Source organism: Tenacibaculum tangerinum (assembly GCF_029853675.1).
GTDB classification, from domain to species: Bacteria; Bacteroidota; Bacteroidia; order Flavobacteriales; family Flavobacteriaceae; genus Polaribacter; species Polaribacter tangerinum_A.
The window spans coordinates 3,161,040-3,176,748 of sequence record NZ_CP122539.1 but is presented as its reverse complement, the minus strand read 5'-3'; the positions used below and the strand labels follow the sequence as shown (position 1 = coordinate 3,176,748).

Here is a 15,709-nt window from a genome sequence, read left to right as displayed (position 1 = left end):
AGAGGCAATTATGATTATGTACAAACCATAATTCACAATAAAAAAGTCTTTCCTATTAATAAATTCTTTTTTCATAAACTCTAAACACTTAATTCTAATTGATTTTTCACTAAATTGTAATACACTCCTTTATTGGATACTAATTTTTTATGATTTCCTATTTCAACAATTTTACCTTTTTTAATTACGATAATTTGATTTGCATTCTTTACCGTAGATAATCTATGAGCAATTTTCACGACTGTTTTTCCCTTAAAAAACAAATCCAAATTATCATATATTATTTTTTCATTTTCAGCATCTAAAGAAGATGTAGCTTCATCGAAAAATATGAATTTAGGATTCTTATAAACAGCTCTTGCTATTAAAATTCTTTGTTTTTGCCCTCCAGAAACACCATTCCCTCCAGACCCTAACATAGTTTTATATCCTTGAGGTAAACTATCTACATAATCTTGTAAATTGGCTATTTTAACAGCATTTTCAAGTTTAGAATTATCTATCTCTTCAGAACCAGTTGCAATATTCCTTTCTAATGTATCTGAAAATATATAACCGTCTTGCATCACTACACCACAGTTTTTTCTTAAGTCCTTTGCTGAAATATCACTTATAGGAAAACCTGAATAATTAATTTCACCTTTTGATGGCGAATAAAATTTTAACAAAAGCTTCATAAGTGTGGTTTTACCACTACCACTTTCACCAACTATAGCTGTAGTTTTTCCAAACGGGATTTTAATACTTAAATTATTAATAACTTTTGGAGAACGAAAACCATGATAATGAAAGTCTAAGTTAGAAATCTCAATAAAACTATTCTGTGAAAAATCTGAAACTAAAATATCGGATTTATTATCTTCATTTTCCATTAATTGAACTTCATTCAATCTAAAAAAACTTAGTTTTGCAAATTGCCAAGATTTTAAAAACTCTATCAATTGGCTAAGGGGGTTATTCATCATTCCAATGATGTAGCTAATCGCTAGTAATGTTCCCAATGTAATATTTCCGATAATCACTTCTCGAGCAGCAATGAAAATTATTAATATATTTTTAAGTTGATTAATAAATTCAAAACCTAAGTTTTGGTATTGGGTAACTTTTAAAGATTCAAAGTCTACAGAGAAAAGCTTTGACTGATTAGCTTGCCATTTATTAACTTTATATTCTTCGGTATTATTTAGTTTTATTTCTACAATTCCGTTGACTAATTCAAAAACATTTTGTTGGGCTGCTTTTAAATAACTAAACCTATTATAGTCTAGCCGTTCAATTTTCTTAAGAAAATATAAAGACCAAATTATTGATATCAATGTTAGAGATAAATATATAATAAGAATTTTAGGATCATAAAAAGACAAAACAAAGAAGTAAATAATAAAATTGAATGATGAAAAAACAACTATAAGACTTTGCGAGGTTAAAAACTCTTGAATCCTATGATGATCTTGAATTCTTGATGTGAAATCACCTAATTGTTTTGTGTCAAAAAAATGAAAAGGTAACTTTATTATCTTATTTAAAAAATCTGCAATAATCTGAATATTAATCATTGAGTTGACAAACATTAAAACCCAACTTCTGACTACGTCTATTATTGTTGTACCAAAAAACAGAAAAAGTTGTGCCAGTAATATTAAAAAAATGTAGTTTAGGTTTTTGTCACTGATTCCAATATCAATTAATGCTTGTGTTAGGTATGGAAATATTAGAGTAAAGAAACTACTAAATAAAAACCCAAACAGGAGTATAAAAAACTCTTTTTTGTTCGGTTTTATTATATTAATAATATTCGAAAAAGTAAACTTATTAACGTATTTAGGTGTCTTTTCAAAAAAAGAATCTTTTGTATTAAGAATTAAAGCAATACCCTTACTATTATTATTTAACCATACTTTTTCAAAATCAGATTGTTTTATTTTTATTCTTCCAAAGGCTGGATCAGAAATATGAAAATAATAATTATTTGTAAAAATAGATTTAGTTATTTTGTATAATACAACAAAATGATTATTATCCCAATATAAAATACAAGGTAGAGGATTCTTTATTATTAAATCTTGTGTAGAAATTTGTACCGCAATTGTTTCAAAGCCTATCTCTAACGCTCCATCTTCAATGCCTAACATTGTAACTCCATCTCTAGCCAAAGAACAATATTCTCTTAATTCTTGTATAGAATATTCTTTGCCATAATATTTTGAAATAATAGCTAAACATGCTGGACCACAGTCCATATGATCATGTTGAGAAACATGAGGGAATTTTTTCAAAAAACTTTTCAAGCCCATTCGTTTGTATAAGGGTTATAAGTACATTTTAATGGTTTAGAATACACATAGTTTGCTTTTACAGTAAAAGCTCTACAATCATTACAATTGTATCTAAACTCGCAGTCTTTACATATTTCAATATCATCTTTTTTTATGAGCCACATCTTCTGAAAATCAGGGTTACTAACCACATTAGCAATTGTATTATCGTTACTGTTTGTAGTTAAATGTGGACAGTTTTTTAAATTTCCTTTCGAGTCTATTGTTAGCTTCTTATATAGACAGCTATTAAATTTTTTATTAGCCCTAAATTGATTTTCATCGCCAAATGAGAGACTTTCAAAATTTATAATTCCACAATTATTTGAGCTTAAAGGATGACTAATATAAATTAACTGCCCCATCAGCATAGGATGTTTATTCTCATGAATACTCATTATATCATGTACGTAAGAACTTTCGGCATTAAATAAACATATTTTGCTTATACAAGGGTGCTCATCAATTATCTTTAAATAAAATTCTTCTTCAAAAAGCTGAGAATGGTTAAAATAAGGCTCTATACATTGAAAATCAAAACTACTAGTAAAATTGATAATATCTAATAACAAACAAGAATCAATTTCATCTTTAAACCACAACTGAATATCTTGACACATTATACTATCAAGTTGTTTTATATTTGACTTAAATATATTTAAATCAAAATCATCTTTTTCTACTTCAATTATACAATCTTTGAGCACTACGTGCTCATCGTAAAGTATATTAGATTTTTCGGGGAAAGAAGTTATTTCATCAACAAAAAAAGCATATTCGTTTTCATACATAAAGTTGAGAAAATCAAAAAAAAATTTTGAAGAACTATCGTCAATTTCTTTCAAAACATCATTAATTCTTTTACGATTAATGTAATTTATCAAATCAAAGTATTCATTTGAGATTAAATTAGATGTTCCTCTAATAAAATCTTGAATTAAACTTCTTTTTGCTCCTTTGGTTATACTACAACTAGAAGATAATATAAAATAATTGGTTAAATTATAATTCATCTTGGTTAGGTTTAAAATAATTAGTATTTATAGAATTACAGATTACTCTACTAGGTTCATAATGCCTCATTTGTATAGCATTTAAACTCTTATTAAATTTCATTAACTTGTTTTCATCTTCAAGATCAGACATTTCATTAAAATAAATTACTTTAAAAAATAAAGGTAAATTCTCTAAATCTTCTATTTTTAGTTCAATTTTTTTAACTAATAGTTCCATATATTAAAAAATTTGCAATTACATTATCTAAGTTATAGTTACAAGGCTCACTTGTCATACCATATTGACCAACTGGGTTTATTTCAAGAAATACATATTCATTATTATTATCCACAATTAAATCCACTGAACCAGTATTTAAACCAATCTGTTTAAATAATTTATCCAGTTTAATTTCAATTTCATCGGGCAATTTGTAGGGCTCTGTTTTATTTGGTTTAGTTTCACTATACTTTCTGAAATCTACTTCTGTTTGTTCATTAGATTGCGAAAAAATGGCCATACTATAAAATTTCCCATCAATATAAAAAGATCTTATTTCAAACTTTTTCTCTATTACCTCCATCAATAATGAGGGAAATAAATTTATATTTTTACCCTTAAAAGCATTTTTAGATTGGAGTTCTGTATAGGTATAGTATGACTTACCATCAACTAAATTGTATAACCCATTAGAGATGGCTTTAGTTACAAAAAGATTGCCTATAAACTTGGATTTTGGAATTTGATTTGCATTACTCACAACTTCATAATTCGGTGCTTTCAATCCATAATTATTTGCCAAATTCAAAATATTCAACCTGTTTAATCCAAAAAGTTTAGGGTGACCTAAATTTATTTCAGCTGTTTCAAATACTCTCTGAAAAATGTATTCTCTCAAATCTTTAAATTCAGAACTTAAAGGATTTTCTTTTCCATTAATTAATTCTTTGAAATTATGATTCTTATTCTTAACAATTTTTTCAGAATATTTATGAGATTTTATAAAATTGTTAATCCCCAAACCTGTTCTTCTCCACCAGCATGCTGTAACTTTTAAAAAATTAATTTCTTTTTTTAAAACGGAATGATAAAAAAATATTCCTTCTTGATTTAAACGACTAAACTTAAAAACATCTTCATCTGGATTTACTATATAAAACTCTTTTTTATAATATCTTAATAACTTTGCAACTTGTAATGTTGATAGTTCATTTTCACTTGTAAATATTATTATCATATATTTTTATTTCATTTTTTACATTAACAACCTAGACAAGAATTAAACAATCCTTATCTAGATTTTTAAACTAACAGAAGTAACTATCGCATCTTCTATTGTCCCCATCTTTAGTTGCAACATTAGTTGAACAACCTGGAGATCCAGTAACACAAGAACTACCTCCTTTTACTTCTAGGAGTTTCTTAACTTCAACTTCAGAAGTTTCAAACTCTTTTAAGCTTATTTTTCTCATTTTAAAAAAATTAATAAATTAAAGTAATGGAGAAGTCATCTCTAGACTTTTCAAGAGATGACTTCAAACTAATGTGAATTAGAAGTCTGAATCACAACTCTTTGAGTCTGAATCACCTCCACAAGATTTAGTGCTACAGTATTTTGTACCACTCGTATTACAAGATCCTCCTTTAGTTTCAAGTAGTTTGCTAACGGTTAACTGATCCTGTTTAAATTCTTTTAAATTTATTTTTTTCATTTTAAAGTAATTTAAAATTAAACAATTGTGTTTTTTAGATACAGGCATCCACTTCTTCCTGCCCATTTTTGAGAAAAGTAGGAAAACTATTATTGCGCAATATTTTTTTGTATTTGTTTATATGTAATGGATAAAAAATTCCAAACGAAATAAAAATTGAAATTCTCTTTGAGAGGACTTCAAGAAAATTATCGATTTCTTCTTTTGGAAAATCATCATCGATATACTTAACAGCTCTATCTTCAAAATCAGAATATTTAATATTAGAATTTATAATGTCGAAAATGACATAATCAATTGCTAGAAGCTTTATTTTATAACATTCTTCATGTAGTTGCTCAATAGTCAAATTTTCAGATTCAGCTTCAAATGAGTAGTTTGTTAATTTTATCAAATAAAAATCCTCCTTATTTTTAATATAATTTAAAAACGTAGTTAAAGCACCCTCAGATAATACGTTTTTTGAGTATATTTTTTGAGTTTTACTTAGTTGTGATATATTATCTTCTAAAATTATTTTGCTTAAGTAAGAATTGGTTAAATTAACTAAATCACTACTCTTATACCTGAACCCAAATGAAGATAATTTAGGTTTTAAATTCAATAAGTTTTCAAGGTGGTTGTAAAATTTGGGATAAAATTTCTGAACATAAACATCCATCTTATTACAGGCTAAGTTTTGTTGTTTATAAAAACCTAACAGATGAAGATATTTTCTCTTATTTGGAACTTCTTCAAAATTCCCCAAGCCCTCATATTCATTATCTTTTATATCTTCATTTATCAGAAAATCTACTTCAATTTTTTTTGATTAGTTAATTCATATAGTAATACTTGTTCAAAAAATATGTTGAAGTTATAGGCATTTCTTTTAGATAAATTATTCTTATTCTCATTAACAAAGTTGAAAGAAGTTTTGGCATACTCATTTATAAATGATAAATTATGACCTCCAAAAATCCCCATATTATAAGCTTTACTATGTATTTTTTGATCATAATTTGCAATACACTCAGGGATGAAAGTTAGTTGAGGCTTTATTTTTGTCCACATCTCCCAATAATAATTACTTGTAGTTTCAATATTTTGAGTAATAACTCCTCTGGAAATTAAATCATCATCAAATGCTTCAAAAATAAATACATCACCATCTACATGTAAAAAAGGTTCTTTCATTACACTATAAGCCTTTATCTTTGCTAAGGCCCATAAATTGTCATCATATTTATTAAGCTCATCTAATACAACATGAACTTTTGTATACGGTAAGTTTAGTTTTTCAATGAGCAAATTATATCCCAACTTATCCGTAAAGAGCTCTAATTCATCATAATATTTCCGTAATTGACAAGCACTTAAAATCCAGCTCAAATAATTATATTTAGCTGAACTCCAACCAAAACCAAAATTCAGATTTTGATGTTTTCCTGTCCAAAAGCTTTGAATAATTTTCATTTTATTGCTCCTTTTTTAATCTATCTTTTTCAGAGAAATTAATGTCTCTTGCTTTTTTAGATTTATTATTTCCAAACTTATACGTTAGAGATATATTGAATTGTCTATTGTCATTAAAAATCCTATTCTTAAATAAAAATGTTTGAAAATTTACCGTATTCCTCGCTATAGTGGTATTGAATAAATCGCCTATATAGCAATTAATATTAATCTTTTTATTAAGGAAGTTTAAATTGGCACCAAGTTTAAGAAAGAAAATATTTTTAGATACATAAGCCTCTTCAACTCCAGGAAACGCGTAAAATGCGTTGAGAAAAAATTTATGATCTTTCTCACTATTAAAAACATACGTTGTGTTTGAAGATATTGAAGCATTTAACCCTTTTAAATCATCATCAGGAAGGTTGGCATCCGAAGATGTTGATTTTTGATATGTTAAATTAAAACTGTTAAAAGACCTTAAATTGTTATTTATTTTCCAATAACAACTTATATCGCTGCCAAAATCATAGGTAGTTAAAGCATTTAGTGGTTGGGTAATTATGGTTTGATTATCATTGGAGGGAGTAGTTATTATGGCTATGTTATCTGAAGTTCTTGATACATACATAGCTATAGAAAGCTCTCCTTTATATGTATAACCAATCTCAACATTATCGCTAAGCCTAGGCATTAAATTTGGATTTCCAACGCTATAATTAAATTCATCTTGATATACTCTAAAAGGATTAAGATCTGTTAATGTTGGTCTAAAAATTCTTCTGTTGTACGAAAGAGAATAAGAATGATTGTCGTTAGGATCATAGGAAATAAAAATATTTGGAAATAAATTATTGTAGTTATTTATAAAGAAGGCATCATGACTTATCAAATTACCATTTACTTCAGTACTTTCAAATCTTAACCCAACTGAGGTATAAACTTTTTCACCAAAACTTTTATTACCACTAAAATAAGTCGCTATAATTTGTTCGTGATACCTAAAATTATTAGTTAAATCACTATCAATTACATCTATTCCTGAGCTAGTGTTAAAAAAATGGACATTATTATCCGCATCAAATTTTAAATATTTTGCTCCAAACTCTATTTTCATACTTTTTAAGGGCAATTCAACATCAACACCTACAGAATTAACAGTAAAATCGTTTTCTATATCATTTCTAGATGATGAAGTTTCTTCCAGAGTTTGAAAACTACCCATGTAATTTTCTGAACTTAAATTGCTGCTATTATCTGTTTCACTTTTTATGAAGTTGTATCTTAATTTTATGACTTTCCCAATGGAGTCTAACTTAATATCATAATAAGGAGATACCGAAACAAAGTTATATTTACCATCAATAATTGAAGAAAGAACTTGTGCTTTACTTGTGGTATTATTTTCTATAAATTTAACAGTTGAAAGGTAATCTACATCATTATTCCATTTGTTAAAATTTAAATAAAAACCAAAATTGGAATTTTTAGTTAGTTTGTAGTCTAAATTAAAAGTATTACTCAAACCCTCATTGTTTCTTTTGGAATTCTCAGATGAGCTTCTTGTTTCATTTAGAAAAAAATATTCGTTATTCTTTTCGGAAACTCTATTTTCCTTACCTAAAAAAACATTATAACCAATAATGAGTTTTTTATTAGAGTAACTTAAATTCAAAGATTGATTATTCGTTGGTTTGGTTCTTTGAATATAGGAAGATGTAATACTACCATCAAAACCTAAAACAGACTTTTTTTTAAGCAAAATATTTATAAGTCCACTATTACCAGATGCATCATATTTTGAGGAAGGACTGGTAATAACTTCAATTTTTTCTATATTATCCGAACGTAATGAGTTTAGATAATTTTTTAAATCAACACCGTCAATATTTAAAATTTTACCGTTAATCAATACCTGGACATTGCTTTTCCCAATTATTCTTAGGCCCTCAGATGTAGGGTCAATTCTAGGAACATTCTTCAGAAGATCAATACCACTAATGCCATTAGCTAGGATACTATTTTGTACATTAAATATTATTCTATCCCCTTTTCGTTCAATTATTTTTTTTCTTCCAGCAACTACAACTTCATCTAAATTATTCTGACTTTCTTCAAGAATTACAATTCCAAAGTCAAAACTATCATCTAAAGTTACTTTTTTTACCCAATCCTTATACCCTAAAAAACTAATTGATAGTTTATATGTCCCTTTTTTAGCTGATAAACTAAATTCTCCCTTTTCATCAGTAATTACTCCTTTAACAATTTCATTTTTTTCATTGGTCAGTACAACATTAGCAAACTCTATAGCAACATTTGAAGAATCTTTTACAATTCCTTTTAGTTCTATTTGAGCATAAGAGGAATAAGAAAAAAGTACAATGATAAATGTAATTCTTGGTGAATTCATTAAAGTTCAATTTTTAAAATATAAACCTATATTATTAAAGCTATACTCCTACTACACAAAAGTGTAGTTTTTATCAAAAGTCGTTTCTTCAAGAAGACTTTGTTTAGATATTAAGTATTTATTCTGTTCATAAAACCTTATAAGATCAGTGTAAGAAAAGCTTACAGGAATAGTTTCATAACCTAAGTAATTAATTGATTTACCGACTACTTTAGCTTTAATTCCTAGTAATGACATCTCTCTTAATAATTTGCTATCACATTCTGCAAAAGCAATATTTTCAGTATGGCTACATACTGGTGAGATTGCACAAACCATTAGTTTTTTAAACAGGTTTGCGTCTTATACCACTTTTTTAATGGTAAACCTATCAATATGCCATATATCATTAAAAGGTTTATCTTCGATAGTTAGTAATGGATTTATCCCAAACAAACTCTGTATGGGTAGTTTATCTATAAAGTTCCATATTAAAACCCTAATGGACCAAGTAATTTTTCCTAAATTATCCCTACTAACAAATATTTTGGAATTTTGCACATATTAAATTTCTTCTTCATAGACAGATAAAATATCTCTTTTAATACTTTTAAAATCATCCTTTTTTGTGTGATGATTGAGGTTTTCTTCAACTATAAATTTTGATAAGTTATACACTTCATTTGTAGTTAATCTTTCTAAATAGTTTTTTGTGAGTATAATAGTATAATGTTTTACTCTCAAAACTATATAGTTAACCCATTCAAAGCACTACACAAATTAGTAATAGTAGTAGTAGAAATGTAATTAAAAACCGTATTCTAATTAATATAGAGACTCCCATTTTAGTTTAAAATGGCTACATTTGAATTTTAACGATTTGAGCTCTGGCGGATGTTAATGATTTTTTTTCTTCACGAAATACCGTGACCAACATTTCTGAAAATGAACGCAAGCAAACGGCTAATTATTTAGAAACAATTAAAGCCTTTGCTAGAACTACCTATAAAAGTATCTATGTAATAGATTATGAAAAAAAAGGATTCGAATATGTTTCTGAAAACCCTCTTTTTCTATGTGGACATACTGCGGAAGAAGTGCAAGAAATGGTATACCTTTTTTACTTCAATTATGTTATTCCTGAGGATGTAGAACTATTACTTAAAATAAATTGTAGGCTTACCGAAAAACAGGACAGTTATAAATTCGAATTTACTAACTTTAAATTCAAACTGTCATTATGAAAATCAGCAAATTTAGCGAGAGTCCAATCATTAAGGCTCTCAAGGAGAATGAACAAGGAAGATCTGTAGGAGATTTATCCAGAGAATTAGGTATTGATAAGAGTACATTTTATTACTGGCGCAAGAAATATGGCGGCATGGAAAAGCAGGAACTCAAACGTCTAAAAGACTTAGAAGCTGAGAATCTACGACTCAAACAGATGTATGCGGATATAAGTCTTGATAATAAGATGCTAAAAGACATTTTATCAAAAAAGTTTTAAGACCTTCCGAGAAAAGAGTTCGAGTAAACTATTTGGTCAAAGAGTATTTAGTACCTGTAATACGTGCTTGTAAAGTTGTAGGACTTACACGTTCAATGTGGTACTACCAGAGTAAAAGGGATGATAGTGAAGTTATTGATAAACTCAGTGAGCTAACAGAAGCCTATCCTACTCGTGGTTTTGATGAATAACGTGAGTTCGGGATAAAAAAGTTTTTTAATTACACGAAAAAGGCACTTTCAGAAAACAGATTGTTTTCTGAGATTTAAGAAAAATCGGTATTCGAATTTTACAAATTTAATCCCGATTTTTGATTTTAGTGGCTTTTTTGAGTTTCTTCAAGGTAAAATTTTAGGAAAAAGATCCGACAAGACATACCTCTCTCATTAACCTTATTTTTGGGCTTTAAAATTAGGCTGTTTTTTTGTCTATTTCTCTCGCTTTTCTACGACCAATTTCAAGTGCGTTCCCTGTGTGTATTCCAAAGAAAATCCAAAGAATCTCATTTTTTTTAGTTTTAGCCTTTATCTTTTTTAAATGATAATGTTCTTTATCCTTACCAAAAGACCCTTCTAATCTTGTAGCTCTTTCTTTGGAAATAATAGCTCTAAGTTTCTGTTTTTCTTTGTGGTTTTTAGATTTTTTCCCCTTAGGAATAAAGTCTGTTTGTATAGCTTTAGAACTACAGTATTTTCTGTTTTTATTGGTGGCATAAATTTTATCTGCTCCAGCTATTTTTACTTTCTTTCGAGTTAATCCTTGCACTTTTTGAACCGTTTGTATAAAACGATTTCCCTCGTGAAAAGCATTAAAATTGATGTGTTCTATAAAACTAATCCCGTCTATTTGAACTTTGTTCACTTTTGCTCCAAATTCAACAGGTTTTACTTCTTTTCCCCTGACAATAGGACGAATATAATCCTTATGAATACTCACAATTCTATCCTTTATTTTCTCTCCTGTATCAAAGTGATGCTTTTGTTGCTCGTAAATCTTTTGAATTGTAGTTATTCTCTTATAATATTGTGGGGTAAACTCTAGGTTAGAATGGATTTGTAGTTCTTTTTCAAAATTGATAAACTTCAATAGTAATTTTAATAATGCTCTAGTTAATGAGATTCGTTTTGATTTGGTTTTTCTTCGCATTTTACTAAACCCTTGATACCGTTTCTTCCATTTCAAATACTTACTTCGAATCATTTTAACTCCTAACACTGAGCAGGTTTTTTGTAGTTGTTTATAAAGCCAATGCGCAGACTGCCAAAGTAATTTTTGAATGCTAGGATAAGATAGTTCACTCTCATAACAAGTTGCATCCATAACTATTTGATTGGCGCTCTCTATTTGACCTTTCCAAAAAGAAAAAAGAACTTTTTCAACTGAACTAATCTCTAATTTCTCTGATAATTCACAACGTATTTGACTTACTATTTTATAATTGGTCAAACGTTCAAATCCTAGTTCAATATCACAAAAAAATTGATAATCAAGATTAGAATTTAATTGCTCTATTAATTTCTTATCTGAACAATTAGCGTAATGCTTCAAAAACATTAAACCAAGCCTCCCTTTAGGACTAAAAAGATAGTTTCGCCCTGTTGATTGTTCGTGGATACCAAAAGTATTTACCAAATCATCCCAAGGAATAGCAGCATGGATTTTGCCTAAATCTCCCTCTAAAAAACGTGCATAATGAGCATCATAATTCTCGCTTAGGGGAAAAAATTGAAATACGGTGTTGCATTTCAGAAATTCTTCGTATTTTCATAATTAAGTAATGTGAAAACCCCGTTTTTTGCCTTTTTAGGTGATTTTCGGGGTTTGTTTTGAAGATAAGGTACAACAAATCCCCTGTAAAAACAAGGGATTTCTATTTTATGAAAGTGCCGAAAAAAAGCGAAAAATTTAGTAAATTAAAGTACTGATTTTTAATTGTGTAACTAAATTTTCCACTATGATTTCTGATTTTAAAATTACTGAATTTTTCTGTTTAATTGATGATTTTTGTACCGAAATTAATCAAGTTATTGATAAAAATGCTTTAGAAACCTGTTCAAAGATAGTTAGACGAAGAAAGCCTAAACTCACCCAAAGTGAAATAATCACAATTATGGTGCTTTTCCATTTTAGTGGTTTTAGGTGTTTTAAACACTTTTATATCGAATATGTTAGCAAACACTTGTCAAAAGAATTTCCAGATTTAGTTTCCTATAACCGATTTGTTGAATTGAAAAAGCGTTGTTCAGTGCCTATGATACTGTTTCTTCAAATGCACTGTTTAGGTCAATGTACAGGGATCTCCTTTTTAGATTCTACCACTATTAAAGTATGTCATTATAAAAGAGAAAAGCAGAACAAAGTTTTTAAAAACACCGCAAAAAAAGGGAAAGGAACCATGGGGTGGTTCTTTGGTTTTAAACTTCATATTATTATCAATGAAAAGGGCGATATCGTTGACTTTTTAATTACGCAAGGTAATATAGATGACAGGCAACCACTTAAAGATAAAGCCTTTCATAATCGTGTGTTCGGAAAAATATTTGCCGACAGAGGGTATGTAGGTAAAGAACTGTTTGAACAGCTTTTTGTAGATGGAATACATTTGGTTACAAAAATTAGAAAGAATATGAAAAATACTCTTATGCATATCTATGATAAAATTATGCTTAGAAAAAGGGCTGTTATTGAAAGTGTAAATGATATTTTGAAAAACGTATGTCAAATAGAGCATACAAGACACAGAAGCTTCGATAACTTTATCTTAAATTTAGTCGCAGGGTTAATCGCTTATTCGTTTTATCCAACTAAACCTAATATCAATATCGATAACTTACAAAGAATAGGATAAACTATCCCGAACTCACGTTATTTTAGATACTATTTCTGTTATGCTATCTATCTCTTTTTGATATTCATTTTTAGCAATAAAAAATCCTTCACTATAATCATTAATAAACTCCAATGAAAATAATGAGGTAAAGCAAACTAATGCGATACTATATGTAAAGAAAGTTCTAGCCTTCAGTATAGTCAGGGTCTTCTTCTCCTGAACCTCCTGGGTTATTAACATCTTCTTTGTTTGTTCCGAATAGTTCTTGCTCATGCAACTGTTGTTCTTTTGCTGTAGGCACCACCTTGTTTTCATTAGTACAAGAAGCGAAACCTATTACTAAAACTAATGTGATAACTTTAAATAAACTCTTCATGTATTTTAATTTTAAAAAATAAAAATACAACAATTTAGAAGCCACACGAATTAGCAACATTACTTCTTAATTACAAACAATAATAGCCTTTAAGTCCTTTCTCCGCATAACTTACATGAAAAAGCACTCCTTTAATATCCTCATTAACTGAATCATAATCGAAATCTTTATCTTCTCCTTTTATCATTAAATTTTATTTTTAAATCTCAATAAATTTTAAAAAAATCAACTATTTTTTAACTATCTTTGAATATCTCTGAAGACGTTTAGAGATACTTTTTCTTTTTCATAGCAATTTTCCCACTCTTTATCTTTAGAGTGGGTTTTTACTTTTAGCAAAAACCTAGATTTTATTAAGATCCTCTTTTAAATTGAGTTAACGAAATAAAAAAGCCAAGACTTTAGGTTAAGAACGAATATGACTTAGCGATGGTTTTATAAAACTTGAAAGAGTGGTCGTAAAATGAACATAGAACATTGTACCCTAGTGTATAAAAACATAGCGTACAAAAAATGATTTCGGAGAATTTGCAAATGAGTTTAACGTAGGGGACTCTAGTTATTTTTTGCTATTTTTTTTATCATATCGAGCATTTCTTCTCTCTTTTCTGGTTTGGTATTCTTAAAAGTGAACTTGGCTACTTTCATGAGATTTTGATGTAGTAACTCTTCTTTTGTTCTTTTATTTTTCAAGAGTTTATACAATATATATACGATTACAAAAGAGAAAGCAAATGCTGTAAATACATATTCAGCTTGACTAAAATCTTGAAATTTTTGTAAAATCCAGAAATATGTAAACATCTGCACAAAAAGATATGTAACACAAACAGCTAACCTACAATAGAGTGTAAACTTATCATGAACCTTTGGCGCAAATAAAAAAACGTATACAACCCAAAGGCAAAAAATAAAATTAACTGTTGTTTTACCAAATCGTTCCCAGAAAAAGTGAAAAGAGTCAAACCCAAAAAATTTATTATCCTCAATTGTTGCTGTATAAACATCGAAAGCAAGTTTCTGGTTTTTTCTTGCTTTCAAATAATTATCATGTACTGGCTTTCCTTTTGTATAATCTTTTACTTTATTTAATGCAATAGTAGACTTGCTCTTAGCCGATTTAAACTCTTTACCGTGAGTATAGTAGTCTTTGTTGAATGGAACAATACCTCGGTAAGAAAAATAGAAAAAGAGTATAGATACAATAATTAATACACTAAAGGAAAATTTTTTAATCCTCGTCCATCGTAGGGTTTTCTGCTCCTTCAGATTGATCTGTTGTTGAGTCTTCTTTGTTTGTTCCGAATAATTCTTGCTCATGTAATTGTTGTTCTTTAGCTGTAGGCACCACCTTATTTTCATCGGTACAAGAAGCAAAACCTATTACTAAAACTAATGCGATAACTTTAAATAAATTTTTCATGATATGTATTTTTATTTTAAAAAATAAAAATACAATAATTTAGTAGCTACGCGAATTAGCAATATTACTTCTTGCTCATAAATAATCTGGTCTTGTGCTTTATAGCTACAAGGGCCATTTGTATGTCTCCGTTTACTCCTAAATTTTTTCTTATCCGTTCTTTATACGTTCTAAAGGTAGAAGGCTTTATTTCCATTTGGCTACAAATATCATCGGTATTAAAGCCTTCAACTAAAAGCTTTAAAACTTCCGTTTCTTTTTTTGACAAAACATCCGTAATTAAAACCTCCTCTTTGGTTTCTAGCTGCATGTCTATAATTGCATCACGAGCGAGTTCAGAAAAATACGTTTTTCCGTTATAAACAGCTTTAATAGCATCTACAATGCAACTGGCAGATTCGTCTTTTAACACATACCCTTTAGCACCGAGTTCTATTACCTTCTGAATAATGGCTGCTTCGCAATAACTTGTAACCATAATAGTTTTTACACTGCTTTCTTTTTTTTGCAAATATTTTAGCACATCGAGTCCGTTAAAATAAGGCATTGATATATCGAGCAATAACACATCGCAATAATTATTTTCAAGCCAATCGATGAGTCCATGCCCGTCAGTAGAAGAACCTACGACAGTTATTCCACTAGCTTTTAAAAGCACTTTATAACCTTCTATCACCACAGGATGATCGTCTACTAAAAAAACTTTCATTTTTCGATTTTAATT

The 15,709-nt window shown here is 28.5% G+C and carries 15 protein-coding genes and 1 pseudogene; 3 read left to right on the top strand and 13 right to left on the bottom strand.

The annotated features are described in order from the left end of the window. Positions 1 to 80 precede the first annotated feature (80 nt). From P8625_RS14340 to P8625_RS14300, 8 genes and pseudogenes are all read right to left on the bottom strand, one after another. Entirely contained in the window at positions 81 to 2,294 is a 2,214-nt protein-coding gene (locus tag P8625_RS14340) for a peptidase domain-containing ABC transporter (RefSeq protein WP_407704749.1), read from the bottom strand. Continuing rightward, positions 2,285 to 3,328 (bottom strand): grasp-with-spasm system SPASM domain peptide maturase, encoded by a 1,044-nt coding sequence (gene gwsS, locus P8625_RS14335; RefSeq protein WP_279651122.1) that lies wholly within the window; start codon positions 3,326 to 3,328, stop codon positions 2,285 to 2,287. Before gwsS ends, P8625_RS14340 begins: the two co-directional genes overlap by 10 nt. Then, on the bottom strand, positions 3,318 to 3,548 hold the full coding sequence (locus P8625_RS14330) for a hypothetical protein (RefSeq protein ID WP_279651121.1): 231 nt from the start codon (positions 3,546 to 3,548) through the stop codon (positions 3,318 to 3,320). Before P8625_RS14330 ends, gwsS begins: the two co-directional genes overlap by 11 nt. Beyond that, entirely contained in the window at positions 3,532 to 4,548 is a 1,017-nt protein-coding gene (gene gwsG / locus P8625_RS14325) for a grasp-with-spasm system ATP-grasp peptide maturase (RefSeq protein ID WP_279651120.1), read from the bottom strand. Before gwsG ends, P8625_RS14330 begins: the two co-directional genes overlap by 17 nt. Positions 4,549 to 5,057: 509 nt before the next feature. After that, positions 5,058 to 6,478 (bottom strand): annotated as a pseudogene (locus P8625_RS16275) (DUF6734 family protein). Position 6,479: 1 nt separating this feature from the next. Then, positions 6,480 to 8,870 carry an outer membrane beta-barrel family protein gene (locus P8625_RS14310; RefSeq protein ID WP_279651117.1) on the bottom strand — a complete coding sequence of 797 codons (2,391 nt, stop codon included), beginning with the start codon at positions 8,868 to 8,870 and terminating at the stop codon, positions 6,480 to 6,482. A 51-nt stretch (positions 8,871 to 8,921) separates the two neighbouring features. Beyond that, a complete protein-coding gene (locus tag P8625_RS14305) occupies positions 8,922 to 9,188 on the bottom strand; it encodes a hypothetical protein (protein WP_279651116.1) in 267 nt (88 codons plus the stop codon). Positions 9,189 to 9,413: 225 nt separating this feature from the next. Next, positions 9,414 to 9,593: a hypothetical protein gene (locus tag P8625_RS14300; protein ID WP_279651115.1), complete on the bottom strand. Its 180-nt coding sequence runs from the start codon at positions 9,591 to 9,593 to the stop codon at positions 9,414 to 9,416. Positions 9,594 to 9,775: 182 nt separating this feature from the next. Here P8625_RS14300 and P8625_RS14295 point away from each other — a divergent pair, with 182 nt between their 5' ends. Both P8625_RS14295 and P8625_RS14290 read left to right on the top strand, forming a co-directional pair. After that, the gene (locus P8625_RS14295) at positions 9,776 to 10,093 is read left to right on the top strand and encodes a hypothetical protein (RefSeq protein WP_279651114.1); all 318 of its coding nucleotides are present in this window, start codon (positions 9,776 to 9,778) and stop codon (positions 10,091 to 10,093) included. Continuing rightward, positions 10,090 to 10,356 carry a transposase gene (locus P8625_RS14290; RefSeq protein ID WP_279651113.1) on the top strand — a complete coding sequence of 89 codons (267 nt, stop codon included), beginning with the start codon at positions 10,090 to 10,092 and terminating at the stop codon, positions 10,354 to 10,356. The genes P8625_RS14295 and P8625_RS14290 overlap by 4 nt, the downstream gene beginning before the upstream one ends. 411 nt (positions 10,357 to 10,767) lie before the next feature. On the opposite strand, the gene P8625_RS14285 is transcribed toward P8625_RS14290, so the two are convergent. Then, on the bottom strand, positions 10,768 to 11,988 hold the full coding sequence (locus tag P8625_RS14285) for a transposase (protein ID WP_279649935.1): 1,221 nt from the start codon (positions 11,986 to 11,988) through the stop codon (positions 10,768 to 10,770). A gap of 322 nt (positions 11,989 to 12,310) precedes the next feature. On the opposite strand from P8625_RS14285, the gene P8625_RS14280 reads away from it, so the two are divergent. Next, positions 12,311 to 13,204, top strand: coding sequence for an IS982 family transposase (locus P8625_RS14280; protein WP_279650008.1), 894 nt, complete (start codon positions 12,311 to 12,313; stop codon positions 13,202 to 13,204). A gap of 166 nt (positions 13,205 to 13,370) precedes the next feature. Here the strand turns inward: P8625_RS14280 and P8625_RS14275 are convergent, their stop codons facing one another. The 4 genes from P8625_RS14275 to P8625_RS14260 form a co-directional block, all read right to left on the bottom strand. After that, positions 13,371 to 13,562 (bottom strand): hypothetical protein, encoded by a 192-nt coding sequence (locus tag P8625_RS14275; RefSeq protein WP_279651112.1) that lies wholly within the window; start codon positions 13,560 to 13,562, stop codon positions 13,371 to 13,373. A 555-nt stretch (positions 13,563 to 14,117) separates the two neighbouring features. Further along, complete coding sequence (locus P8625_RS14270; protein ID WP_279651111.1) at positions 14,118 to 14,603, bottom strand: hypothetical protein; 486 nt, start codon at positions 14,601 to 14,603, stop codon at positions 14,118 to 14,120. A 190-nt stretch (positions 14,604 to 14,793) separates the two neighbouring features. Then, complete coding sequence (locus P8625_RS14265; RefSeq protein WP_279651110.1) at positions 14,794 to 14,985, bottom strand: hypothetical protein; 192 nt, start codon at positions 14,983 to 14,985, stop codon at positions 14,794 to 14,796. Between the two features lie 64 nt (positions 14,986 to 15,049). Continuing rightward, a complete protein-coding gene (locus P8625_RS14260; RefSeq protein ID WP_279651109.1) occupies positions 15,050 to 15,694 on the bottom strand; it encodes a response regulator transcription factor in 645 nt (214 codons plus the stop codon). Positions 15,695 to 15,709 lie beyond the last annotated feature (15 nt).